A 21801-nucleotide genomic window follows, 5' to 3' on the forward strand; every position below is an offset into this window, starting at 1 on the left:
TGACAGCCGCTATTACCGGCAGGTAGCCTTTGTGTATGAGCGAGCGCAGCGAGCGAACAAAGGGTAGAGCCGAGCATCTCGCTCATGCCGGAGCCGAGCGCAGCGAGGTGGAGGCATGAGCGAGCAGACGTCGATTCCCGCTGACCCGGAGCTCGATCCGACCGCGTCGTACGCGACCGACCAGTCGGTCATCCGGCGGTTGTCCGGGTTGCTGCGCGCGACGGCCGGCACGAGGACGTCGTACGCGCCGGCGACCGGGCAGCCGATCGCGGATCTGCCGGTGTCGAGCGAGGCGGACGTGGTCGCGGCGGTCCGCGCGGCGCGGAAGACGCAGCAGACCTGGCGCCGGGTGCCGCTCGCCGAGCGCGCCGCGATCCTGCTGCGCTACCACGACCTGGTGCTCGACCACCGGCACGAGCTCGTCGACCTGATCATCCGCGAGTCCGGCAAGGCGCGGAAGCAGGCGTTCGAGGAGCTCGCCCACGTCGCGCTGACCGCGCGGTACTACGGCCGCAAGGCGTTCGAGCTGCTCGAGCCGCAGCGCAAGCTCGGGATCTTCCCGCTGCTCACGCGGGCCGAGACGCGGTTCGTGCCGAAGGGCGTCGTCGGCATCATCTCGCCGTGGAACTACCCGCTCACGATGGCGATCTCCGACGGGCTGCCGGCGATCCTGGCCGGCAACACGGTCGTCCACAAACCCGACAGCCAGACGCCGCTGACCGCGCTGCGCGGTATCGAGCTGCTGTACGAGGCCGGGCTGCCCCGCGAGGCCTGGCTCGCGGTGAACGGCGACGGCCCGACGGTCGGCGGCGCGCTGATCCAGAACGCCGACTACATCTGCTTCACCGGCTCCACGAAGACCGGCCGCCTGGTGGCGAAGCAGGCCGGTGAGCGCCTGATCGGCTGCAGCCTTGAGCTCGGCGGCAAGAACCCGATGCTGGTACTGCGGGACGCCGACATCAACCGTGCCGCGGAAGGCGCGATCCGCGCCTGCTTCGCGAACGCGGGCCAGCTCTGCGTCTCGATGGAGCGCCTGTACGTCGCCGACCAGGTGTACGACGCCTTCGTCACCGCCTTCGTGGACCGGGTGAAGAAGCTGCGCCTGAGCGCCGGCACCGGCTGGGACGTCGACATGGGCTCGCTGATCTCGAAGGCGCAGCTGGAGACCGTGACCAGGCACGTCGAGGACGCACGGTCGAAGGGCGCGACCGTCCTCGCCGGCGGCAAGCCACGACCCGACATCGGCCCGCTGTTCTACGAGCCGACCGTGCTGTCCGGTGTCACACCGGCGATGGAGTGCTTCGACAACGAGACGTTCGGCCCGGTCGTCTCGATCTACCGGTTCTCCGACGAGTCCGAGGCGATCCAGCGCGCGAACGAGGGCGAGTACGGCCTGAACGCGAGCGTCTGGACCCGCGACGGCCGCCGCGGCCGCGCGGTCGCCGCGCAACTGATGGCCGGCACCGTCAACGTCAACGAGGGGTACGGCGCGACGTTCGGGTCGATCGACACCCCGATGGGCGGCATGCGGTCGTCCGGCCTCGGCCGCCGCCAGGGCGTCGAGGGCATCCGCCGGTACGTCGAACCCCAGGCGATAGCGACCCAGCGGCTGATCCCGATCGCCGCCTCGCACGGCCTGTCCGAGGAGAAGTTCGCCGAGCTGATGACGGGCGCCCTGCGGGTCCTGAAGAAGATCGGCCGCCCGTGAATTTCGATTACGACGTCGTCGTCATCGGGTCCGGCTTCGGCGGTTCGGTCAGCGCGTTGCGGCTGACCGAGAAGGGCTACCGGGTCGCGGTCCTGGAGGCCGGGGCGCGGTTCGACGACGCGTCGTTCGCGAAGAACTCCTGGGACAAGAAGCGGTTCCTGTTCGCGCCGCGGCTCGGCTGGTACGGCATCCAGCGGATCAGCGCGCTGCGCGACGTGATCATCCTGTCCGGCGCCGGGGTCGGCGGCGGCAGCCTGGTGTACGCGAACACGCTGTACGAACCGCTGCCCGCGTTCTACACCGACCGCCAGTGGGCGCACGTCACCGACTGGAAGTCCGAGCTCGCGCCGTACTACGACCAGGCGAAGCGGATGCTCGGCGTCACGACGTACCCGGGGTTCACTCCGGCCGACAAGGTGATGAAGCAGGTCGCGGACGACATGGGCGTGGGGGACACGTTCCACCCGACGCCGGTCGGCGTGTTCTTCGGCGAGCCGGGCGTCGAGGTCGACGACCCGTACTTCGGCGGCGCCGGACCGCGCCGTACCGGCTGCACCAACTGCGGCGAGTGCATGACCGGCTGCCGCCACAACGCCAAGAACACCCTGATGAAGAACTACCTCTACCTGGCCGAGAAGGCCGGCGCGGAGGTCTACTCGCTGACCACGGTCACCTCGGTCGAACCGCTGCCGGACGGCGGGTACGCCGTGGACACCCGGCGGACGTCGAACCGCAAGGTCACGCGCCGCCTCACCGCCCAGCAGGTGGTGTTCGCCGCCTCCGCCCTCGGTACGGCGAAGCTCCTGCACCGGCTGCGCGACGAGGGCAAGCTGCCGCGGCTGTCGGACCGGCTCGGCGTGCTGACCCGGACCAACTCCGAGTCGCTGCTCGGCGCGATCTCGCGGGACACCGACGTCGACTACAGCCAGGGCGTGGCGATCACGTCGTCGTTCCACCCGGACGAGATCACCCACATCGAGCCGGTGCGGTACGGCAAGGGCAGCAACGTGATGTCGCTGCTGCAGACCGTGCTGACCGACGGCGACGGCGACAAGCCGCGCTGGCGGACCTGGCTGCGCGAGTTGGGTGTGCAACGGAAGAACATCCGCAAGCTGTACGACCTGAAGCACTGGTCCGAGCGGACCGTGATCGCGCTGGTGATGCAGACCGCGGACAACTCGATCACGACGTACGGCAAGCGGGACCGGTTCGGCCGCTGGCGGCTGACGTCGAAGCAGGGCCACGGCGCCCCGAACCCGTCCTGGATCCCGGTCGCGAACCAGGTCGTCCGCCGGATGGCGAAGCTGATGAACGGTACGCCGGGCGGCACGATCGGGGAGCCGTTCAACGTCCCGATGACCGCGCACTTCATCGGCGGCTGCACGATCGGCGACTCCCCGGCGACCGGCGTCGTGGATCCGTACCACCGCGTCTACGGGTACGACGGCCTGCACATCGTGGACGGCTCCACGATCTCCGCGAACCTCGGCGTGAACCCGTCGTTGACGATCACCGCCCAGGCCGAGCGGGCGCTCGCGTTCTGGCCGAACAAGGGCGCGGCGGACCCGCGGCCGGCGGTCGGCGCGGGGTACGAGCGGATCCAGCCGGTGCCGCCCGGGCATCCCGTCGTACCGGCCAGTGCTCCCGGCGCGTTGCGGCTGCCGATCGTGCCGAAGCAGGCCGTGACAGAGCCGTAACACAATCGCGATGCCGGTGGGCAAATGAAAAAGCCTCAGCAGTAGTTTGCCGAGGCTTTTCGTAAAAGGTGCGGAAAAGGGAGCAGGTCCCTCGGGAACGTTTCCGCCCAAATCGTTTCCCGAGGGACCCACTCAAGCCGGGGTGAGGCGCCCGGCGCTTTGGGATCGGGTCACCAACCACAGCTGGCGACCCGAGCTCTTGGTTACTACCTTACCTCCGATTTCCGCGAGCTTCAGGCCTTGTGACCACTCTGCGTGCTGATCGTAATGATCGGCCTTTGTCGCTCTTGGTAACCGGGTGGCGGTCTTCCTTGCGGTAACCGCCTCTGCACACATCAACGAGCCCTTCTACGGGGGGTTACGAGGTTTCACAGAAAAATCCGGAATCTTTTCCCGGGGGAGTGCGGAGCGTGTCCGTGAGGCACTTCGCGGCGATGTGTCACACGTGACGCCCGCCGCAGAACCAGCGGCCCCGGCTGGCTTACTGTGGGCCGACCGTTCTGATGAGGCAGGAGAACCATGGGTGAGATCCTGGACGTGGCGCGTGAGCAGGTTCTGGAGCAGGGCATCGGGCTGAGCCAGGAGCAACTGGTCGAGGTTCTCCGGACGCCCGACGACCAGCTGCCGGAGCTGCTGGCGCTGGCGCACGACGTCCGGGTGAAGTGGTGCGGCGAGGAGGTCGAGGTCGAGGGGATCATCTCGCTGAAGACCGGCGGCTGCCCCGAGGACTGCCACTTCTGCTCGCAGTCCGGCCAGTTCACCTCGCCGGTGCGCGCGGTCTGGCTGAACATCCCCGAGCTGGTCGAAGCCGCCAAGGAGACCGCGAAGACCGGCGCCACCGAGTTCTGCATCGTCGCCGCGGTCCGCGGGCCCGACGAGCGGCTGATGAGCCAGGTGAAGGCCGGGATCGAGGCGATCAACGCCGAGGTCGACATCAACATCGCTTGCTCGCTCGGCATGCTCACCCAGGCCCAGGTCGACGAGCTGAAGTCGTGGGGCGTGCACCGCTACAACCACAACCTCGAGTCGGCCCGGTCGTACTTCGGCGACGTCGTCACCACGCACTCGTTCGAGGAGCGCTGGGAGACGTGCCTGATGGTGCGCGAGTCCGGGATGGAGCTCTGCTGCGGCGGCCTGGTCGGGATGGGCGAGTCGCTCGAGCAGCGCGCCGAGCTGGCCGCGCAGCTCGCCGAGCTCGATCCGCACGAGGTCCCGCTGAACTTCCTCAACCCGCGGCCGGGGACGCCGTTCGGCGACCTGGACGTGATGGACGGCAAGGACGCGCTGCGCACGATCGCGGCGTTCCGCCTCGCGATGCCGCGGACGGTGCTGCGGTACGCCGGCGGCCGCGAGCTGACCCTCGGCGACCTGGGCACCCGCGAAGGCCTGCTCGGCGGCATCAACGCCGTGATCGTCGGCAACTACCTGACCACCCTCGGCCGCCCGGCGACCGCCGACCTGGACCTCCTCGCCGAGCTGAAGATGCCGGTGAAGGAACTGCAGAAGACGCTGTGACGTACTGCGGCCGCTGTGGCGAGGACCTGGCCGGCGGCAGTCACGAGGACTGCCGCCGGGCCCTGTCCCTGGAACCTCCGAGGTACTGCGCGGAGTGCCGTCGCCGAATGATCGTCCAGGTCCACCCAATGGGCTGGACCGCCCGCTGCTCAGTACACGGCGAGCTAACGGACCGCGTCTGACGCCGCGACGACGTCGACCAGGCCGTGTCCCTTGTCGTACGACGTACTGCCGCCGCGCGGATCCGCCTGGTACGGCGCCCCGTCGGTGTACCGGTGCGCGGTCGAGATCAGTGCGTTCTCGACCTCCGCCGGCGTCGCGGACGGGTTCGCCTGGAACAGCTGGGCGACGATCCCGGCGATGTGCGGCGCGGCCATCGACGTACCGCTGATGGTGTTGTAGTCGCCGCCGTTCAGCGGCTGCAGGCCCGTCGAGCAGATCGGCAGGTAGATGCGGCACGACGAGGTGATGTCCTCACCCGGCGCCGAGAGGTCCGGGTACGTCGACAGCGTCCCGTTCTTGCCGCGCGACGAGTACGACGAGACCGCGCCGGCGCGGGTCCCGGTCCCGAGGTCGTGGTACGACGCGACGGACAGGATGCCGCCGGTCGGGTCCTGGCCGGGCGGGTTGGTGAGCGACGTACTGCCGTCACCGCCGTCGTTGCCGGCCGCCCAGACCGTGACCACGCCTTCCGCGGCGAGCGCGCGCTGCAGCTTGACGGTCGCGGAGTTCGGGTCGAACGCGCCGCCGCCGGACGGGCCGTAGGAGTTGTTCGTGACCTTGATCGGCGGGCAGGTGCTCGCCGGGACGCCTGCGCCGCACGGTGCCGCGTGGTTCTCGAGGACCCAGTTCAGCGCGGCGTCCGCGCCGACGATCAGCAGCGCGGCGCCGACCGAGATGCTGACCAGGGAAGCGCCGGGCGCGGCGCCGTGCATCGTCGTACCGTCGGACAGCGTGACCGGGCGGCCGGCGACGATGCCGTTGACGTGCGTGCCGTGACCGCCCACGGACAGCAGGTCGGTGTCGGCCGAACCGGCGTCCACCGGCAGGCAGAGCGTCTCGGTCAGCGGATCGCAGACGATCTTCAGGTTCTTCTTCACCGCCGAGGTACCGTCGGCGTTGCGGAAGAACGGATGCGTCGGGTCCACGCCGCTGTCGATGACCGCGACGCCGACACCGCGGCCGTCCAGTGCCTTGCCGTCGGCGCCGGTCCGGGTCGCGATCGCCTCCGAACCGCGGGTGGCCGTGTTCGACGTCGACAGGCTGATCTCGATCGGCTGGTTGCCCTCGAGGTAAGTGACGCCGGGCTTGGTCCGGGCCGCGAGGATCTGCGAGCGGGTGCCCTCGGCAACCACCACGCCGATCTTGGCGTACGACGTCAGTTGCCGCAGGCCACTGGCCTTGGCGGCCTGGCGCGCGGCGGCGAGGTCGGTGCCGTGGACGAGGACCGTCGTACGCTGCTGGAGCACGGGCAGCTTCGCGAGCCGGTCGAGCTGGCGGCTCAGGTAGTCCTGGACGGGTGCCGGCGGTTGCGCCGATGATGACGCCGACGACGCCGCGTAGACCGGCGTACCGATCGTCAGGGCGAGCAGAGCAGCAGCGGAGGCGGCGAACAGCGGTCTGGAGCGCATGACGTTCTCCTCACTGGGGGCGGTGGCCCGAGGCGCTGGGCGGGCGCTGTGGTTACGGGCCGGTAACTTGGGTTGGGCTCAATGTATGACCGCCGGCCTTCCCTTGAGAAGGGCTCGGCCCCGGCGGCCCAGGACGATTTCGAACGGTCGTTTGCTCCTCGGCGGCCCTACAGTCGGAGCATTCCGTCAACCGATGTGTGAGGGGATGTGAGGCATCATGCCGAACTGGGGCAAGAAGGGGCGCGAGGCCCGCGCCGACGCAGTGCAGAACGGCGGCACGCTGTCCGGCCGCCAGGCGAAGAAGGCGGCCAAGGAGGCCGGCGCCGGCCGCCTCGGCGAGGACGGCAAGGTCCGCGACACGCATAATCGGGTCATCGGCGACTTCTCGGGCCGCACCCGGCGACAGGGCAACGAACACGGCGTCTGACGAACACAGGCGTCTGGCGAGTGCGGGCGTGTGGCGAGTGTGGTGTTGACGAGTGAGGCCGGTGGCTGAGGGCGCTGGTTCCGGGGGCGCCCGCCCGCGCCCCCAGGGCAGCTGACCCGAGTGGTCGGGTATCGTTCTGGAGTGGCTGACCTCGCCGATCCCCTGGTGCTCCCGGAGCTCGGGAAGGCGAGATGGACGCCGGCTCAGGTGCTCGGCTACGAGATCGCCCTCGAGGGTGTCCGGCAGGCGGTCGGGTACTACGCCCAGCAGCTCGCCGCGGCGGAAGCCGCCGACGAGCCCGATGCGGACGCGATCGCCGTACTCCGCGAGCAGCAGGCGACCTGGGCCGCCCGCGGCCAGGACCTCGACCCGCTCGACACCCGCGCGATCGCCCGGATCCGCCGCGACGCCGACGACCTCCTCAGCGTCGAGGAGGACGAAGACGACGAGGACGACCAGGGACCGACCGGACGAGGATGAGCACGATGAGCGAGCCGGGTGCGCAGGACCGGTTCCTGCTGAGCGACGCGGACAACGAGCGGATCTTCCGCGAACGGATCGTCCCCGACCAGCTGGCCGGCACCGCGCAGGAGCGCCCGGTGGTCGTGTTCGTCGGCGGCCAGCCCGGCGACGGCAAGGCCTCGATCACCGCACTCGTCAAGGCGGCACTCACCGACCGCGGCACCCCCGTCGTACTGAGCACGCCCCGCCTCGAGGCCTACCACCCGCGGCTGCACGAGCCGATCACCGACGACATCGCGACGTTCGACCGGTACGTCGAGCCCGACGGCCTGCGCTGGCTCGCCCGCGCCGAGGAACTGGCGATCGACCAGCGGTACGACGTGATCCTCGAGACCGAGCTCCTCGACCCCGAGGTGTTCGCGACGTCGGCGCGCACGTTCAAGTCCGCCGGCTACCGGGTGGAGGTCGCCCTCCTGGCGGTCCATGAGGCCGTCAGCCGGCTCGGCGTACTGCAACGCCACATCCGCGCTCTGGAAGACTTCGGCTTCGGCCGCTTCGCCACCGAGTCGCGCCACGACGCCGGGTACGCCGGGGTGCTGACAGCCGCCGACCTGATCGACGAATCCGACTGGATCGACCGGGTAGGCGTCCTCCGCCCCGACGGCCAACTGATCTACGGCAACCACCGCAACGGCGACTGGCATCAACCCCCACGCACCCGCGACGCCATCACCTGGGAACGCGACCGAACCTGGACGGTCCCCGAGTCCAGAGACTTCCTGGACGCCGCCAGCGCCATCGAACGCTTCGGCCTCTCAGCCCCCGTCCAATGGATCCGAGACGAATCCGTAGACGGCGCCAAGTCCCTAAGAACCCTAGCCAAACCCCACCTGGACCCCATAGCCCTAACCCACCACATAGCCAAGGCCGGCACCTCCTTCTAGGGCGAGTCACCTGCGGGCCATCTCCGCGCCACGCCTCGGTTGGAGCGCGCGCATTGCCGTACCAGCCATGGGCCTCTCGAGGTCGGGCGCCGTGCACCCCCGGGACATCCGCTGGTCTCAGAGCCTCCGCCTAGCCGTCACTCGCGAGCGGCAGCTCGCAAACTCGCCGGCGTCAGCCGGCAACACCCGGCGCAAGCCGGAAGAACCCGGCGCAAGCCGGAAGAACCCGGCGCAAGCCGGAAAACGTCGGCGGCAGCCGACAACTCCCGGCGGTAGCCGGAAACGCCCGGCGTAAGCCGGAAACAGAAGTCCGGCGCTAAGCCCGGGGGTGGGTGGGAGCGGGCGTAGTGGGTGCGCTGAGGAGCGGAGCGACGAAGGAAGCGCCCGCGGAGCACGCGTGGGCTGACTGTAAGGGTGGAGCTGGTCACATCCTGGGCACCTGCGGGGTCCCGCCTGGTGGGGAGCTATTACCGTGGTGGTTCCTCAGGACGGAGGTTGGCGTGGCAGGGTCGGGTGGTGCGTGGTCGGCGCGGGACGCGGCGTTGCTGTGGCATCCGTACTCCTCGCTGACCGAACCGTCGCCGGTGCGGCTCGTCCGGGGCGCGGACGGCGTACGACTGCAACTCGACGACGGCGCCGGCGGGACTGTCGAGGCGATCGACGCGATGGCGTCCTGGTGGTGCATGATCCACGGGTACCGGAACCCGGTGCTGGACGCGGCACTGAAGAGCCAGGCCGACGAGTTCAGCCACGTGATGTTCGGTGGGCTGACCCACGAACCGGCGATCCGGCTGGCGGAGCGGCTGGTGCGGATCACGCCGGATCCGTTACAGCACGTGTTCTTCTGCGACTCCGGGTCGGTCTCGGTCGAGGTGGCGATCAAGCTCGCGTTGCAGTACCAGGTTGCCCGCGGCAAGCACGGCCGGACGCGGATGCTGACCGTCCGCGGCGGGTACCACGGCGACACGTTCGCGCCGATGAGCGTCTGCGACCCGGTCAACGGCATGCACTCGTTGTTCACCGGAGCACTCACGGAGCAGGTCTTCGGCCCGCAACCACCCGCCGGTTTCGACCGCCCCGCAACCGATCCGGAGCTGCAGGCCTGGGCCGCCGCGATGGCCGCCGTGGCCGAGCAGCATGCGGACGAGATCGCCGGCATCGTCGTCGAACCGATCCTGCAAGGCGCCGGCGGCATGTACCCGTACAGCCCCGCCTGCCTACGCGTACTGCGCGAACTCGCCGACCAGCACGGCTTCCTGCTCATCTTCGACGAGATCGCGACCGGCTTCGGCCGCACCGGCACGCTGTTCGCCTCTGAGCACGCGGGCGTAGACCCCGACATCCTCTGCGTAGGCAAGGCCCTGACCGGCGGCTACCTCACGCTGGCCGCGATGCTGTGTACGACGGACGTAGCGCACACCGTCTCCAACGGACCTGGCGGCGCGTTGATGCACGGCCCGACGTTCATGGCCAACCCGCTCGCGTGCGCGGTCGCCCTCGCCTCGATCGACCTGCTGCTTTCTCAGGACTGGGCCGGTAACGTCGCCCGGATCTCGGCCGGTCTGGAGGCTGGCTTACGGGGTGCCCGGGAGCTGCCCGCGGTGAAGGACGTCCGGGTGCTCGGCGCGGTCGGCGTCGTGCAGCTCGGCGGTCCGGTGGATCTGCCGCGGATGACCGAGGCCGCGTTGCGCCGCGGGGTGTGGGTGCGGCCGTTCCGCGACCTCGTCTACACGATGCCGCCGTACGTCTGCACCGACGACGACATCGCCACGATCGGTGCGGCGATCACGGGTGCGGTCGAGGAGGCCGGCTGATGCTGGAGGACTGGCTCGCGCCGAAGGCGGCGGCGCTCGAGGCCCGCGGTCTCACCCGGCGGCTGCATCCCAGGCCTGCCACCGACGACCTGATCGACCTCGCCGGCAACGACTACCTCGGCCTCGCCCGCGATCCGCGGGTCGTCGCGGCCGCGGCTGCTGCCGTGCAGACCTGGGGGACGGGTTCGACCGCGTCCCGCCTCGTCACCGGTACGACGAAACTCCACGAGGAGCTGGAGACGACACTGGCGGAGTACGCCGGGCAGGAGTCCGCGCTCGCGTTCTCGTCCGGGTACCTCGCCAACCTCGGCGTCGTCACCGCGCTGGGCGGACCCGGCACGCTGCTGGTGTCCGACGAACACATCCACGCCTCGCTCGTGGACGCCTGCCGGCTCGCGCGGTCGCGCGTCGAGGTCGTCCCGCACAATGACGTCGAGGCCGTCGAGAAGGTCCTTGCCGAGCGCAACGAACCGCACGCCGTCGTGATGACCGAGTCGATCTTCAGCGTGCTCAGCGACGAGGCCCCGCTCCAGGAACTCGCCGCCGTCGCAGCGGCACACCACGCCGTACTGCTGGTGGACGAGGCCCACGGATTGGGTGTCAGCGGCAACGGTCACGGCTCTGTCCACGCGGCCGGGCTTGCAGGCCTCGAGCATGTCATCGTCACGATGACACTGTCGAAGTCGCTGGCCGCGCAGGGCGGGGTCGTTCTCGGTCCGGCGGTGTTGCGCGAGCACCTCGTCAATCGCGCAAGGCCGTTCATCTACGACACCGGGCTCAACCCGGCGGCGTGTGCGGCCGCGCTTGCCGCGTTGCAGGTACTGCGATCCGAGCCGGAGCGGCCTGCTGCGATTCACGCGGCGGCGGCGCGGTTGGCGGCTGCTTGCGAGGTGCCGCTGTCGCGCGGTGCTGTGGTGTCGGTGCCGATGCCTGGTCCGCGGGAAACGGTTCGCGCGGCCGAGCTGTGTCTGCGGAACGGCGTACGTGTCGGGAGTTTCCGGCCGCCGTCGGTGCCGGACGGGGTCTCGCGGTTGCGGCTGACCGCCCATGCCGGGTTGTCCGCTGAGGAGCTTGATCGGGCGTGTGCGGTGATCGACGACGCGATCGGGCAGGTCTCGTGATCACGGTCGTCACCGGTACTGACACCGAGGTCGGTAAGACGATCGTGACGGCGGCGCTGGCGGTGCTCGCCGGGGATTCGGTCGCTGTGGTCAAGCCAGCGCAGACCGGTGTGCGGCCTGACGAGCCGGGCGATCTGGCTGAGGTCGGCCGGCTCAGTGGTGTGACCGTTCTGCACGAAGGCGTGCGGTTGCCCGAGCCGCTGGCGCCCACCACCGCGGCCCGGCGGGCGGAAGTCGCGCTGCCGTCGGTCGCGGAGCACGCCGCGACGGTCGACAAGCTCGCGAGCAGCTACGACACCGTGCTGGTCGAGGGGGCGGGCGGGCTGCTCGTCGGACTCGATGCTGACGGCAACAACCTGGCGGATCTCGCCGCGCAGCTGACCAGCCCGTTCAGGTTCGTCGTGGTGACCCGCGCAGGGCTGGGGACGCTGAACCACACCGGCCTGACGATCGAGGCGCTACGGGCCCGGAAACTCCCGGTCGACGGCCTGGTGATCGGCGCCTGGCCGACCGAGCCCAACCTCGCGGAAGGATGCAACCTCGAGGACCTTCCCGCGACGACCGGGATCCCGGTGATCGGCCGCATCCCGGCGGGTGTCGGCAACTGGAGCCGGGAGGAGTTCGCCGCCGCCGTGCCGGGATGGTTCGAGTGAGTGGGTGCCCGGCGCGGTACGACGATGAACTCGGCTATTGGGTCGTCGATGATCCGGTGCTGGCGAGGGAGGTGTTGCTGGATCCGCGGACGTTTCGGCCGGACAACGCCGTCCTTGCGCACACGCCGTTGTCGGTGAAGGCGCTCCGGGTGCTGTCGGGTGTCGGTTTCGCGCTTCCGCCGACGCTTGCCAACAACGCGGGTGAGTCGCACCGCCCGATCCGCGCCGCCGTGGCCCGGTTCTTCAGCCCGGCTCGTGTCGCCGCTGTCGAGCCCTTGGCCCGCGAGCTCAACACGACCCGCGTCGCAGCAGCCAAAACAGCGCTGGCCGCCGGTCAGCAGGTGGACTTGGTGCAGGCGATTGCCTCCGAGCCACCCGCCCTCGTCGTACTCCACCTGCTCGGCCTCACCGAGGTCGACGTACCCGCGCTCAAGGCCTGGAGCCTCGACTCGCTCGAGCTGTTCTGGGGCTGGCCGGACGAGGACCGGCAGCTGGAGCTCGCGCACAGCGCGGCCGAGTTCTACGCCTGGCTGCGATCCCGGACCAAGGCCGCGCGCGAGACCCCCGCCGACGACCTGTTCGGGGTGCTCGTCGGTCTGGGGCTGAGTGACGAAGAGGTGTGCGCGGTCGGCTACTTCCTGTTGATCGCCGGCCAGGAGACCACCACCCAACTCATTTCCACAGCGTTCCAACGCTCACTCGGCAAGGTGGTCGATCCGGCCGAGACGGTCGAGGAGGTACTGCGGGAAGCGTCGTCGGTGCCGACCTGGCGACGAGTCACCGCCGAGCCGACGACTCTCGGCGAGGTGGAGGTACCGGCGGGAGCGCCCGTGTTGCTCGGCCTGAGCGGTCACGGCGGCCCGGCCGATCTGGCGTTCGGGACCGGCATTCACCGCTGCCTGGGCGCCGGCTTGGCACGGATGGAGGCTCGGGTGGCGGTGGAATGTGCGGCAGAGCTGGTGGCCGGGGCACGACTGGTCGAGGAACCGCCGATGATCGACCTGCTGTCGTTCCGGGCGCCGAAGCGTCTCCTGGTTGTAACGGACGGTAACACCGGGGACAACTGACACGGCTAGCGTCGCGGGCGTGAGATCGACCTCCCGGCAGCGCGTGCGGCTGTGGTTCGGGCCGCACCAGATCGCTGACCACATCGGTGACCAGCCCGGCGCCGCCCGGTACGAGGCCGCGATGCGGCGCCGCTTCCCGGGCCTGGACGTGACGAGCGAACCCGTGCCGGTGACCGCGGATCCCGCGGATTACAGCCCTGCTGACCTGCACCGATAGGCTTCGCCTGTGGCCCATGAAATTCCGCAGCATGAGTTGGTCCTGGTCGTCGACTTCGGCGCGCAGTACGCGCAGTTGATCGCGCGCCGGGTGCGCGAGGCGAAGGTGTACTCCGAGATCGTGCCGCACTCGATGCCGGTCGAGGAGATGCTGGCGAAGGGCCCGAAGGCGATCATCCTGTCCGGCGGGCCGCAGTCGGTGTACGCCGAGGGCGCGCCGCGGGTCGAGTCCGGGCTGTTCGAGGCCGGGGTCCCGGCGTTCGGCATCTGCTACGGATTCCAGGCGATGGCGCAGACGCTCGGCGGCGAGGTCCGGCGGACCGGGCTGCGCGAGTTCGGGCGGACGCCGGTCACCGTGAGCGAGGCGGGGACGCTGCTCGCGGGCATCCCCGAGGACCTGAACGTCTGGATGTCCCACGGCGACGCGGTGCATGCGCCGCCCGCCGGGTTCGCCGTACTGGCCGCGTCCGAGGGTGCGCCGGTGGCGGCCTTCGAGGACCTGGACCGGCGACTGGCCGGTGTGCAGTGGCACCCGGAGGTCCTGCACTCGCAGGCGGGCCAGGCGGTCCTCGAGCACTTCCTGTACGAGATCGCCGGCTGCAAGGGCGACTGGACGACCACGAACGTCGTCGAGGAGCAGGTCGCGGTGATCCGTGAGCAGGTCGGCGACAAGCAGGTGCTGTGCGCCCTGTCCGGCGGTGTCGACTCCGCGGTCGCGGCGGCCCTGGTGCACAAGGCGATCGGCGACCAGCTGACCTGCGTGTACGTCGACCACGGCCTGCAGCGGGCCGGTGAGTCCGAGCAGATCGAGAAGGACTTCGTCGCCGCGACCGGCATCCGGCTCGAGGCCGTCGACGCCGAGGAGCAGTTCCTGACCGCGCTCGCGGGCGTCACCGACCCGGAGCAGAAGCGGAAGATCGTCGGCCGCGAGTTCATCCGGACCTTCGAGGCGACCGCGCGCAAGGTGGACGCCGAGCGGCACATCGAGTTCCTGGTCCAGGGCACGCTGTACCCGGACGTGGTGGAATCCGGCGGCGGTGCCGGGGCCGCGAACATCAAGTCGCACCACAACGTCGGCGGGCTGCCCGACGACCTGCAGTTCAGCCTGATCGAGCCGCTGCGGACGCTGTTCAAGGACGAGGTCCGCGAGCTCGGACTGGCGCTCGGCCTGCCGGAGACGATGGTCTACCGGCACCCGTTCCCGGGCCCGGGGCTGAGCATCCGGATCATCGGCGAGGTCACCCGCGAGCGGCTGGAAATCCTGCGCGCCGCGGACCTGATCGCGCGCACCGAGCTGACCGCGGCCGGTCTCGACCGGGACATCTGGCAGTTCCCGGTGGTGCTGCTGGCCGACGTCCGGTCGGTCGGCGTCCAGGGCGACGGCCGGACCTACGGCCACCCCGTCGTACTGCGTCCCGTGACCAGCGAGGACGCGATGACCGCCGACTGGGCCCGGCTGCCGTACGACGTCATCGAGAAGATCTCCACCCGGATCACCAACGAGGTCGACGAGGTCAACCGCGTCACCCTCGACGTCACCAGCAAGCCGCCGGGCACCATCGAGTGGGAGTAAGCGGCGTCACAGCGGGTGACCCCGGCGACTGTTAGTGTCGTTGGGTCGCCCGTTGACCACGGCGGGTGATTTCCTCGGGGGAGGAGATCGTGGTGTTCCGTATTCATTTCGAAACGGTGGATCTGGCGAGGACGACGATCGCGCAGCAGCCCGATCCGCTCTGGGAGGTCCTGCTCGGCCTGCACGTCCTGCAGACCGACGACGAGCCGGAACTGTTCGGCATCTGGCGGGAACGGGCCCGCGCCCGGCTGACCGCGCTGGAGCAGGAGCTGCTCGCGCTCGCACCGCCGGTCGGGTACTCGCCCGACTTCCTGACACCGGGCGCGGCCGCGCAAGGCCTCGCGCCGGGGCTGTCAGCGGTCGCCGCCACACCCACCGACCAGCTCATGGCGGAGCTGCGGCGGCTGTCGGACGACGTACGGCTGCCAGGCTGGACGCGCCGGCTCGCCGCCGGCGAACCAGGTCTGATGAAGCGGCTCGTGCAAGGGCTGCGGTCGTTCCACCGGACGAAGATCGCGCCACAGATGCCGACGATCTCGCGGGCGATCGAGCCGGTCGTTGCCAAGCACAAGGAAACTGTGACCAGCAACGGCTTCGAGTCGCTGCTGCCGGAGCTGCACCGCTCGCTGAGCTGGTCGGCGCCGGTGCTGTCGGTGGACATGCCGCACATCGACCGCGACCTGTACCTGAACGGCCGCGGACTGCGGCTCGTGCCGTCGTACTTCTGCTGGAAGTACCCGATGATGCTGCTCGACCCGACACTGCCGCCGGTCCTCGTCTATCCGGTGAGGCACGAGTCGCTGCGGGCGGGTGCCGTCGTACGGCGCCTCGACCGCGACGGCGCCGTCGCCGACCTGCTCGGGAAGACGCGGGCGCGGGTGTTGAAGAGCATCTCGGTGGGTGCTTGCTCGACCAGCGAACTCGCGGCCCGCGCGGGGATCTCACTGGCTTCGGCCAGCGAACACGCCCGGGTGTTGCACGACACCGGCCTGGTGACCACGCAGCGCACCGGCAGCTCGGTGCAGCACACGCTGAACCCGGTCGGCGCGCATGTGCTGACCGGGGCCAGTTGCTGATCGTCAGCACGTGTTCGCCCGGCGTTAGCGGAAATGGCGTACCTTCGTGTTCACGTGGAGGTGGGGCCATGGAACTCACGGTGGGGACGTTCAACCTCAACAACCTGTTCGACCGCTGGAACTTCGAGGGTGCGCTCGACGCGCTCGCGAGCGGCAGCACTTCGGTGCCGGCGACGTACAGCTTCGACAGCGAGCATCGCCGGCGGTTGCAGCTCGACGGGCGCGGCAAGCTGCTCACCGCGAAGAAGCCCGAGGACACCGACCGGGTGGCCGAGCGGCTGCTCGCCGCCGACGTCGACGTCTGGATCGTCCAGGAGATCGAGAACGTCGACGTCCTGCGGGAGTTCAACCGCGAGCACCTGGACGGCGCGTACGAGCACGTGATGGTGATCGACGGCAACGACGCGGCGCGGTTCATCGACATCGGGATCCTGTCCCGGGTGCCGATCGGCGGCGTGACGAGCTACCAGCGGGTGTTCCATCCCGACGTACCGGACCGGCCGATCTTCTCCCGCGACCTGGTCGAGGCGGAGATTCTGGACGCCCGCGGCCGGAAGGTGCTGACCGTGTTCGGCACCCACCTGAAGTCGAAGTTCGTCGACTTCACCGCCGAGGACCCGGTGGCGGCCGCGGCGGCCGCGGAGCTGCTCCGGACCCGGCAGGCCGACGCGATCGTGCGGATCCTGGCGTCGCGGATGGGCAGCCGGCAGCGGTACCTGCTCTGTGGCGACATGAACGACACCCCGGACTCGGCGGCGCTGGCGGCGTACCAGAAGGCGGGGCTGGTCAACGCGCTGACGGCCCCGACCGAGATCGGCACTGTGCAGACCACGGTCGAGCTGCCGGCGAACCCGTCCTGGACGTCGACGTTCAAGGCGGCGAAGCAGCCGCGGACGTTCGACCTGATCGACCAGATCTGGTTGTCGCCCGCGCTGGCGCCGCGGCTGAAGGGGTCGTTCATCGGACGCCGCCGCAAGCTGGCGCGCGACGGCACCGACCACGACCCGGCCTGGATCGCGCTCGACCTATAGCGGTCTCATCGCCTGGATGCCGTCGAGCAGCCGGTCCAGGCCGTAGCGGTACGAGTCGGCGGCGGCTTGCTTGGTGCTGGACTGGTAGCCGTCGGCGTTCCAGACGGCCGTCATCGCGGGATGTCTCTCGACGTCGAAGTACGTCTCCCACAGGTCGTTCCGTTCGTACCACCAGGCGTCGTTGCTCTGCCCGGTGGTGCGCTCGATCAACTGGCTCTCGGCCTCGAGACTCGCGGCGGAGTCGACGTACGTCGTGATCGCGAGCGCCGCGGTGTTCGTCTCGAGGGCGCTGAGGCCGAGTCCGAGCAGCACGGACAGCAGGTACTCGCGGCCCGCCAGCATGCCTGGTCCTACCGGCGGACGGATCGTCGAGACCTGGGACAGCCACAGGTGGCGCCGGAACATCGCGCGGGTCTGCTCGGAGTACAGCTCGACCTGGTCCCGCCAGTCCCCCGGCCGCGGGTCGCCCGGGCCGGGGAGGTCGCGCTCGCCGAGCACCTGGTCGACCATCAGGTCGAGCAGCTCGTCCTTCGACGGCACGTAGGTGTAGAGCGTCATCGTGCCGACGCCGAGCTCCTTCGCGAGCCCGCCCATCGACGCGGCCGCGAGGCCTTGCTCGTCCGCGAGCCGGATTCCCGCGTGCACGACGTCGTCGACGCTCAGCGACGGCCGCCGGCCCGCGCCGCGCCTACGTGTTTCTGCGGGCTCGTCGGCGGACGGCCGGCGGTGGTTGCGCCAGAGCAGCGCCAAGGTCTTGTCGGGCTGTCCCTCACCGCTGCGCCGCTCGCTCACAGGGCAACGATAGGCGCTCTCATGAATTCTCGTATACCCTACGAGAATTCGAGTTCGAGAGGGGTCCTGGGATGACGATTCTGGTGACGGGTGCGACCGCGAGCGTCGGGCGGTTGCTGGTCGACGAGCTGGTGACGGCGGGGGCGCCGGTGCGGGCGCTGACGAACAACCCGGCGCGTGCCGCGCTGCCGGACGGGGTGGAGATCGCGCGCGGGTACCTCGGGAAGCCGGCGACGCTGCCCGCGGCGCTCGCCGGTGTCGACACCGTGTACCTCGCGCCGCTTCCGGCGTACGTCGACGACTTCGTGCGCTGCGCGCGGGACGCCGGCGTGCGGCGGGTCGTCGTACTGTCGGGGGAGCCTGCGGAGTACGAAGCGCAAGGGGATCCGTCGACGTGGCACTACTACCGGATCGAGCGGGCGATCGAGGCCGGCGGGTTCGACTGGACGTTCCTGCGGCCCGGGCAGTTCATGAACAACACGCTCGACTGGGCTGCGTCGATCAAGACCGACGGGGTCGTGCGGGCGCCGTACGGCGATGCCGTGCAGACGCCGATCGACCTCGGTGACATCGCTGCGGTGGCGCGGGTGGTGCTCCTGTCGGAGGACTTCACCGGACAGAAGCTCACGATGAGCGGGCCGGAGGGGATCACGCCGCCGGAGCAGGTTGCCTGCATCGCGGAGGCGCTCGGGAGGGAGGTGCGTTTCGAGGAGTTGACGCCCGACGAGTACCTGGCGGAGCTGGCGCCGGCGATCGGGCTGGAAACGGCGCAGTGGCTGCTCGACGGGTTCCGGATGATGGCCGAGCATCCGATGAAGCCCGAGACCACGGTCGAGGACCTGACCGGGCGCCCGGCCGTCACCTATCGCGAGTGGGCCCGGGCGAACGTGGCCGCCTTTCGCTGAGCCGGTTTGACGACGAGTCGAACATGTGTTCGACTGTGGGGTATGAGGTGGGCGGGTCAGCAGCTCGACGTCGAGACTCCCGGGACGTTGCCGGGGCTCGGGTCGATCGCGGGGCTGGTCCGGTCGGTGACGACGCCGGAGTTCCAGGGGATCACCTTCCACGAGGTGCTGGCGCGGTCGGCGCTGAACTCGGTGCCCGGTTCGGCGCTGCCGTTCAACTGGACCGTGAATCCGTACCGCGGGTGCACACACGCCTGCCGGTACTGCTTCGCCCGGCCCACCCACCGGTACCTCGAGCTCGACACCGGGGACGACTTCGATCGCCAGATCGTCGTGAAGACGAACGTGGCCGAGGTCCTGCGCCGCGAGCTCGCCCGGCCGTCCTGGAAGCACGAATCCGTTGCCCTCGGCACCAACACGGATCCGTACCAGCGGGCCGAGGGCCGGTACCGGTTGATGCCCGGGATCATCGAGGCGCTCGCCGGTTCGGGGACGCCGTTCTCCATCCTCACCAAAGGCACGCTGCTCCGCCGGGACCTGCGTTTGCTGTCGGCCGCGTCCACCGAGGTCTCGGTCGGCATCGGCCTGTCGCTGGCGCTGGGCGACGAGGTACTGCGACGACGGCTGGAGCCCGGCGTACCGTCCGTCCGCGGCCGCCTCGACCTGATCCGCGCCGTCCGCGACGCCGGCCTCCCGTGCGGGGTGATGGTGGCGCCGGTCCTGCCCTGGCTCACCGACTCGACGGACCAACTCGACGAGCTCCTGTCCCAACTGTCCGCCGCCGGAGCCACCGGCGTCACCCCACTGGTCCTCCACCTACGCCCCGGGGTCAAGGACTGGTTCATGCAGTGGCTGGGGCACGACCACCCCGACCTCGTCAGCCGCTACGAATCCCTCTACGCCCACGGCTCCTACGCCTCCCCGAGCTACCGCAAAGCCTTCGACCACAAAATCCGCCCCCTCCTCACCAAACACGGCTTCGCCCGCAGCTCGAGCCACCGCTCCCAACCCATCGACGGGATGCACCGCTCCGAGCCGGCGCAACAGACCTTGTTCTGACCTGTCCCAGCTAGGGGAGGGTGAGGATCTGGGGGCCTTCGGGGGTGAGGGCTACGGTGTGTTCGGCGTGGGCGCCTCGGGTTTGGTCGGCGGAGCGGAGGGTCCAGCCGTCGGGGTCGATGGTGTAGGTGGAGCCGGGGCCGGACCAGAACCAGGGTTCGATGGCGAAGACCTGGCCGGTGCGGAGTTTGAGGCCGCGGCCGGGGCGGCCGTTGTTGGGGACGTGGGGTTCCTGGTGCATGCGGCGGCCGATGCCGTGGCCGCCGAAGTCGAGGTTGGTGCCGACGCCGGCGCGGCGCCCGACCCGGCCGATCGCCGCGCCGATGTCGCCGATCCGGTTGCCGTCGACCGCCGCCGCGATACCCGCGCCGAGGGCTTCCTCGGTCGTCGCGATCAGCTCCAGGTCCGCTGCCCGCGCCGTACCGACGCAGAAGCTGATCGCCGAATCCGCGCACCAGCCGTCGACCGACGCCCCGCAGTCCACGTTCAGCAGGTCGCCGTCCGCGAGCCGCAGGTCGGACGGCAGCCCGTGCAGTACGGCGTCGTTCACCGACGTGCAGATCACGCCGCTGAACGGCGCCGTCGCGAACCGGGGCTGGTACCCGTCGAACAGCGACACCGCCCCGGCGGACCGCAGTACGTCACGAGCCACCTCGTCGAGCTCCAGTAGCGAAACCCCGACCGCGGCCGCCTGCTTCACGGTCTGCAGAACGTTCGCGACGACCCGCCCCGCCGCGCGCATCTGCTCGATCTCCGCCGGCGTCTTCAGCTCGACCATGGCCCAGTTATACACACGACACGAACAACCAACCGGTGATCCACGGCGTCTTACAGACAAGAGAGGTTTGGGGACGGGATGGCGGTACGACGACGCGCTGTGCTCGGAGGCCTGCTAGCCGGAGCCACGGCTGCAGCGATGACCGGTTGTGTGGCGGACACGCCCGGCACTCAGGGCGACAAGACCGCGGCGACTCCGGAGCCGACGAGGACACAGCAGACTGAGCAGACTGCGCAGGCGAGGGCCGACCGTGTCACCGTGGTCGCAACCGGTGACGTCCTGCTCCACGAACGACTCTGGATCACCGCGAAAGGCGACGGCACGAACGGCCGCTGGGACTTCGCGCCGTTGCTGAGCGGCGTGAAGCCCCTGGTGCAGTGGGCCGGTCTCGCGATCGCGCACCTGGAGACACCGCTCGCCAAGCCAGGCGGTCCGTATCGCGGCTACCCGCTCTTCCAAGGTCCGCCGCAGATCGCGACCGCGCTCAAGCGGACCGGGTACGACCTCTGCACGACGGCGAGCAACCACAGCTTCGACGGTGGTGCGGCCGGCGTCGACCGGACGCTCGACACCCTCGACAAGGTGGGACTCGCGCACGCTGGTACGGCGCGCACGCGGGCCGAGGCCGAGCGGATCACGATCGTCGAGGCCGGCGGAGTGAAGGTCGCGTCGTTGAGTTTCACCTTCGGCTTCAACGGCCTGCCGTACCCGAACGGCCAGACCTGGCGTGCCGCGACGATCAGCACCAAGACCATCAAGCGTCGGGCACAGGAGGCTCGTGACCTTGGTGCCGAGCTGGTGATCGTCAGCTGTCACTGGGGCACGGAGTACTCGAGCAGGCTGAACGACCAGCAGCGCGCGGTCGGGCCGGAGCTACTTGCCGACAGCAACATCGACCTGGTGGTCGGGCACCACGCGCACGTCGTGCAGCCGATGCAGGAGCTGGACGGGAAGTGGATCGCGTACGGGCTCGGGAACCTGGTCGCCGCGCACCGCGAGCCGGAGAGCCGCAAGGCGGAAGGCCTGCTCGCGCGGTTCACGATGACCCGGCGCGGGGCCGGCTGGACGACCGAGGCGGAGTACGCGCCGCTGCTGATGACGGACGTGCTGCCGGTGCGGGTTCTCGACGTACGGCGGGAGCTCGCGAAGGCGGACCCGGTGGCGACACGGAGTCGGCTCGAGCTGGCGTGGCGCCGTACGAGCGAGACTGTCACGGCGCTGGGTGCGGCGCCGAAAATGCTTTGAACCGCCGCATCCGCCCGGTCTAGGGTCGAACGCATGATTACGTACTTCGTGATGGTCCGTCGTGCCCGCCTCCGGGCAGGCGCGGGG

At 69.9% G+C, this 21801-nt stretch carries 20 protein-coding genes; 17 read left to right on the forward strand and 3 right to left on the reverse strand.

Annotation, left to right across the window (positions count from 1 at the left end):
* Window positions 1–115 precede the first annotated feature (115 nt).
* The 3 genes from ABN611_RS17970 (at window position 116) to bioB (ending at window position 4920) form a co-directional block, all read left to right on the forward strand.
* Window positions 116–1708: a succinic semialdehyde dehydrogenase gene (locus ABN611_RS17970; RefSeq protein ID WP_350281019.1), complete on the forward strand. Its 1593-nt coding sequence runs from the start codon at window positions 116–118 to the stop codon at window positions 1706–1708.
* The gene (locus ABN611_RS17975; RefSeq protein WP_350281020.1) at window positions 1705–3405 is read left to right on the forward strand and encodes a GMC family oxidoreductase; all 1701 of its coding nucleotides are present in this window, start codon (window positions 1705–1707) and stop codon (window positions 3403–3405) included. Before ABN611_RS17970 ends, ABN611_RS17975 begins: the two co-directional genes overlap by 4 nt.
* A gap of 519 nt (window positions 3406–3924) precedes the next feature.
* On the forward strand, window positions 3925–4920 hold the full coding sequence (gene bioB, locus ABN611_RS17980; RefSeq protein ID WP_350281021.1) for a biotin synthase BioB: 996 nt from the start codon (window positions 3925–3927) through the stop codon (window positions 4918–4920).
* Between the two features lie 164 nt (window positions 4921–5084).
* On the opposite strand, the gene ABN611_RS17985 is transcribed toward bioB, so the two are convergent.
* On the reverse strand, window positions 5085–6551 hold the full coding sequence (locus tag ABN611_RS17985; protein WP_350281022.1) for a S8 family serine peptidase: 1467 nt from the start codon (window positions 6549–6551) through the stop codon (window positions 5085–5087).
* 217 nt (window positions 6552–6768) lie between these two features.
* Here ABN611_RS17985 and ABN611_RS17990 point away from each other — a divergent pair, with 217 nt between their 5' ends.
* The 11 genes from ABN611_RS17990 (at window position 6769) to ABN611_RS18040 (ending at window position 16935) form a co-directional block, all read left to right on the forward strand.
* A complete protein-coding gene (locus ABN611_RS17990) occupies window positions 6769–6978 on the forward strand; it encodes a hypothetical protein (RefSeq protein ID WP_350281023.1) in 210 nt (69 codons plus the stop codon).
* A gap of 141 nt (window positions 6979–7119) precedes the next feature.
* Window positions 7120–7458 carry a hypothetical protein gene (locus ABN611_RS17995; protein WP_350281024.1) on the forward strand — a complete coding sequence of 113 codons (339 nt, stop codon included), beginning with the start codon at window positions 7120–7122 and terminating at the stop codon, window positions 7456–7458.
* Between the two features lie 5 nt (window positions 7459–7463).
* The gene (locus ABN611_RS18000; protein ID WP_350281025.1) at window positions 7464–8384 is read left to right on the forward strand and encodes a zeta toxin family protein; all 921 of its coding nucleotides are present in this window, start codon (window positions 7464–7466) and stop codon (window positions 8382–8384) included.
* A 500-nt stretch (window positions 8385–8884) separates the two neighbouring features.
* Window positions 8885–10198 (forward strand): adenosylmethionine--8-amino-7-oxononanoate transaminase, encoded by a 1314-nt coding sequence (locus tag ABN611_RS18005; RefSeq protein ID WP_350281026.1) that lies wholly within the window; start codon window positions 8885–8887, stop codon window positions 10196–10198.
* Window positions 10198–11319, forward strand: a complete 1122-nt coding sequence (locus tag ABN611_RS18010; protein WP_350281027.1) for an 8-amino-7-oxononanoate synthase — start codon at window positions 10198–10200, stop codon at window positions 11317–11319. Before ABN611_RS18005 ends, ABN611_RS18010 begins: the two co-directional genes overlap by 1 nt.
* Window positions 11316–11972: a dethiobiotin synthase gene (gene bioD, locus ABN611_RS18015; RefSeq protein ID WP_350281028.1), complete on the forward strand. Its 657-nt coding sequence runs from the start codon at window positions 11316–11318 to the stop codon at window positions 11970–11972. The genes ABN611_RS18010 and bioD overlap by 4 nt, the downstream gene beginning before the upstream one ends.
* Window positions 11969–13039: a hypothetical protein gene (locus ABN611_RS18020; protein ID WP_350281029.1), complete on the forward strand. Its 1071-nt coding sequence runs from the start codon at window positions 11969–11971 to the stop codon at window positions 13037–13039. Before bioD ends, ABN611_RS18020 begins: the two co-directional genes overlap by 4 nt.
* 19 nt (window positions 13040–13058) lie before the next feature.
* Complete coding sequence (locus ABN611_RS18025) at window positions 13059–13256, forward strand: hypothetical protein (RefSeq protein ID WP_350281030.1); 198 nt, start codon at window positions 13059–13061, stop codon at window positions 13254–13256.
* Window positions 13257–13277: 21 nt separating this feature from the next.
* Entirely contained in the window at window positions 13278–14828 is a 1551-nt protein-coding gene (gene guaA, locus ABN611_RS18030; protein WP_350281655.1) for a glutamine-hydrolyzing GMP synthase, read from the forward strand.
* Window positions 14829–14920: 92 nt separating this feature from the next.
* Window positions 14921–15904, forward strand: a complete 984-nt coding sequence (locus ABN611_RS18035) for a winged helix-turn-helix domain-containing protein (protein ID WP_350281031.1) — start codon at window positions 14921–14923, stop codon at window positions 15902–15904.
* A 68-nt stretch (window positions 15905–15972) separates the two neighbouring features.
* Complete coding sequence (locus tag ABN611_RS18040) at window positions 15973–16935, forward strand: endonuclease/exonuclease/phosphatase family protein (RefSeq protein WP_350281032.1); 963 nt, start codon at window positions 15973–15975, stop codon at window positions 16933–16935.
* Here the strand turns inward: ABN611_RS18040 and ABN611_RS18045 are convergent.
* Window positions 16930–17727, reverse strand: coding sequence for a TetR/AcrR family transcriptional regulator (locus ABN611_RS18045; RefSeq protein ID WP_350281033.1), 798 nt, complete (start codon window positions 17725–17727; stop codon window positions 16930–16932). The genes ABN611_RS18040 and ABN611_RS18045 overlap by 6 nt on opposite strands.
* 71 nt (window positions 17728–17798) lie before the next feature.
* On the opposite strand from ABN611_RS18045, the gene ABN611_RS18050 reads away from it, so the two are divergent.
* A complete protein-coding gene (locus tag ABN611_RS18050; RefSeq protein ID WP_350281034.1) occupies window positions 17799–18632 on the forward strand; it encodes an NAD(P)H-binding protein in 834 nt (277 codons plus the stop codon).
* A 42-nt stretch (window positions 18633–18674) separates the two neighbouring features.
* The gene (locus tag ABN611_RS18055; protein ID WP_350281035.1) at window positions 18675–19691 is read left to right on the forward strand and encodes an Rv2578c family radical SAM protein; all 1017 of its coding nucleotides are present in this window, start codon (window positions 18675–18677) and stop codon (window positions 19689–19691) included.
* A gap of 10 nt (window positions 19692–19701) precedes the next feature.
* On the opposite strand, the gene map is transcribed toward ABN611_RS18055, so the two are convergent.
* The gene (gene map, locus ABN611_RS18060) at window positions 19702–20469 is read right to left on the reverse strand and encodes a type I methionyl aminopeptidase (protein WP_350281036.1); all 768 of its coding nucleotides are present in this window, start codon (window positions 20467–20469) and stop codon (window positions 19702–19704) included.
* A 258-nt stretch (window positions 20470–20727) separates the two neighbouring features.
* Between map and ABN611_RS18065 the strand changes: the two genes are divergently transcribed.
* Window positions 20728–21714: a CapA family protein gene (locus ABN611_RS18065; RefSeq protein WP_350281037.1), complete on the forward strand. Its 987-nt coding sequence runs from the start codon at window positions 20728–20730 to the stop codon at window positions 21712–21714.
* Window positions 21715–21801: the final 87 nt, after the last annotated feature.

It is taken from the genome of Kribbella sp. HUAS MG21, assembly GCF_040254265.1.
In the GTDB taxonomy this organism is placed as follows: Bacteria; Actinomycetota; Actinomycetes; order Propionibacteriales; family Kribbellaceae; genus Kribbella.

Coding starts and splice junctions, on each gene's coding strand:
- ABN611_RS18040 (WP_350281032.1), top strand. CDS start 15,973: ATGGAACTCACGGTGGGGACGTTCAACCTCAACAACCTGTTCGACCGC.
- ABN611_RS17990 (WP_350281023.1), top strand. CDS start 6,769: ATGCCGAACTGGGGCAAGAAGGGGCGCGAGGCCCGCGCCGACGCAGTG.
- ABN611_RS18055 (WP_350281035.1), top strand. CDS start 18,675: ATGAGGTGGGCGGGTCAGCAGCTCGACGTCGAGACTCCCGGGACGTTG.
- ABN611_RS17985 (WP_350281022.1), bottom strand. CDS start 6,551: ATGCGCTCCAGACCGCTGTTCGCCGCCTCCGCTGCTGCTCTGCTCGCC.
- ABN611_RS17970 (WP_350281019.1), top strand. CDS start 116: ATGAGCGAGCAGACGTCGATTCCCGCTGACCCGGAGCTCGATCCGACC.
- ABN611_RS18010 (WP_350281027.1), top strand. CDS start 10,198: ATGCTGGAGGACTGGCTCGCGCCGAAGGCGGCGGCGCTCGAGGCCCGC.
- ABN611_RS18000 (WP_350281025.1), top strand. CDS start 7,464: ATGAGCGAGCCGGGTGCGCAGGACCGGTTCCTGCTGAGCGACGCGGAC.
- bioB (WP_350281021.1), top strand. CDS start 3,925: ATGGGTGAGATCCTGGACGTGGCGCGTGAGCAGGTTCTGGAGCAGGGC.
- map (WP_350281036.1), bottom strand. CDS start 20,469: ATGGTCGAGCTGAAGACGCCGGCGGAGATCGAGCAGATGCGCGCGGCG.
- ABN611_RS18050 (WP_350281034.1), top strand. CDS start 17,799: ATGACGATTCTGGTGACGGGTGCGACCGCGAGCGTCGGGCGGTTGCTG.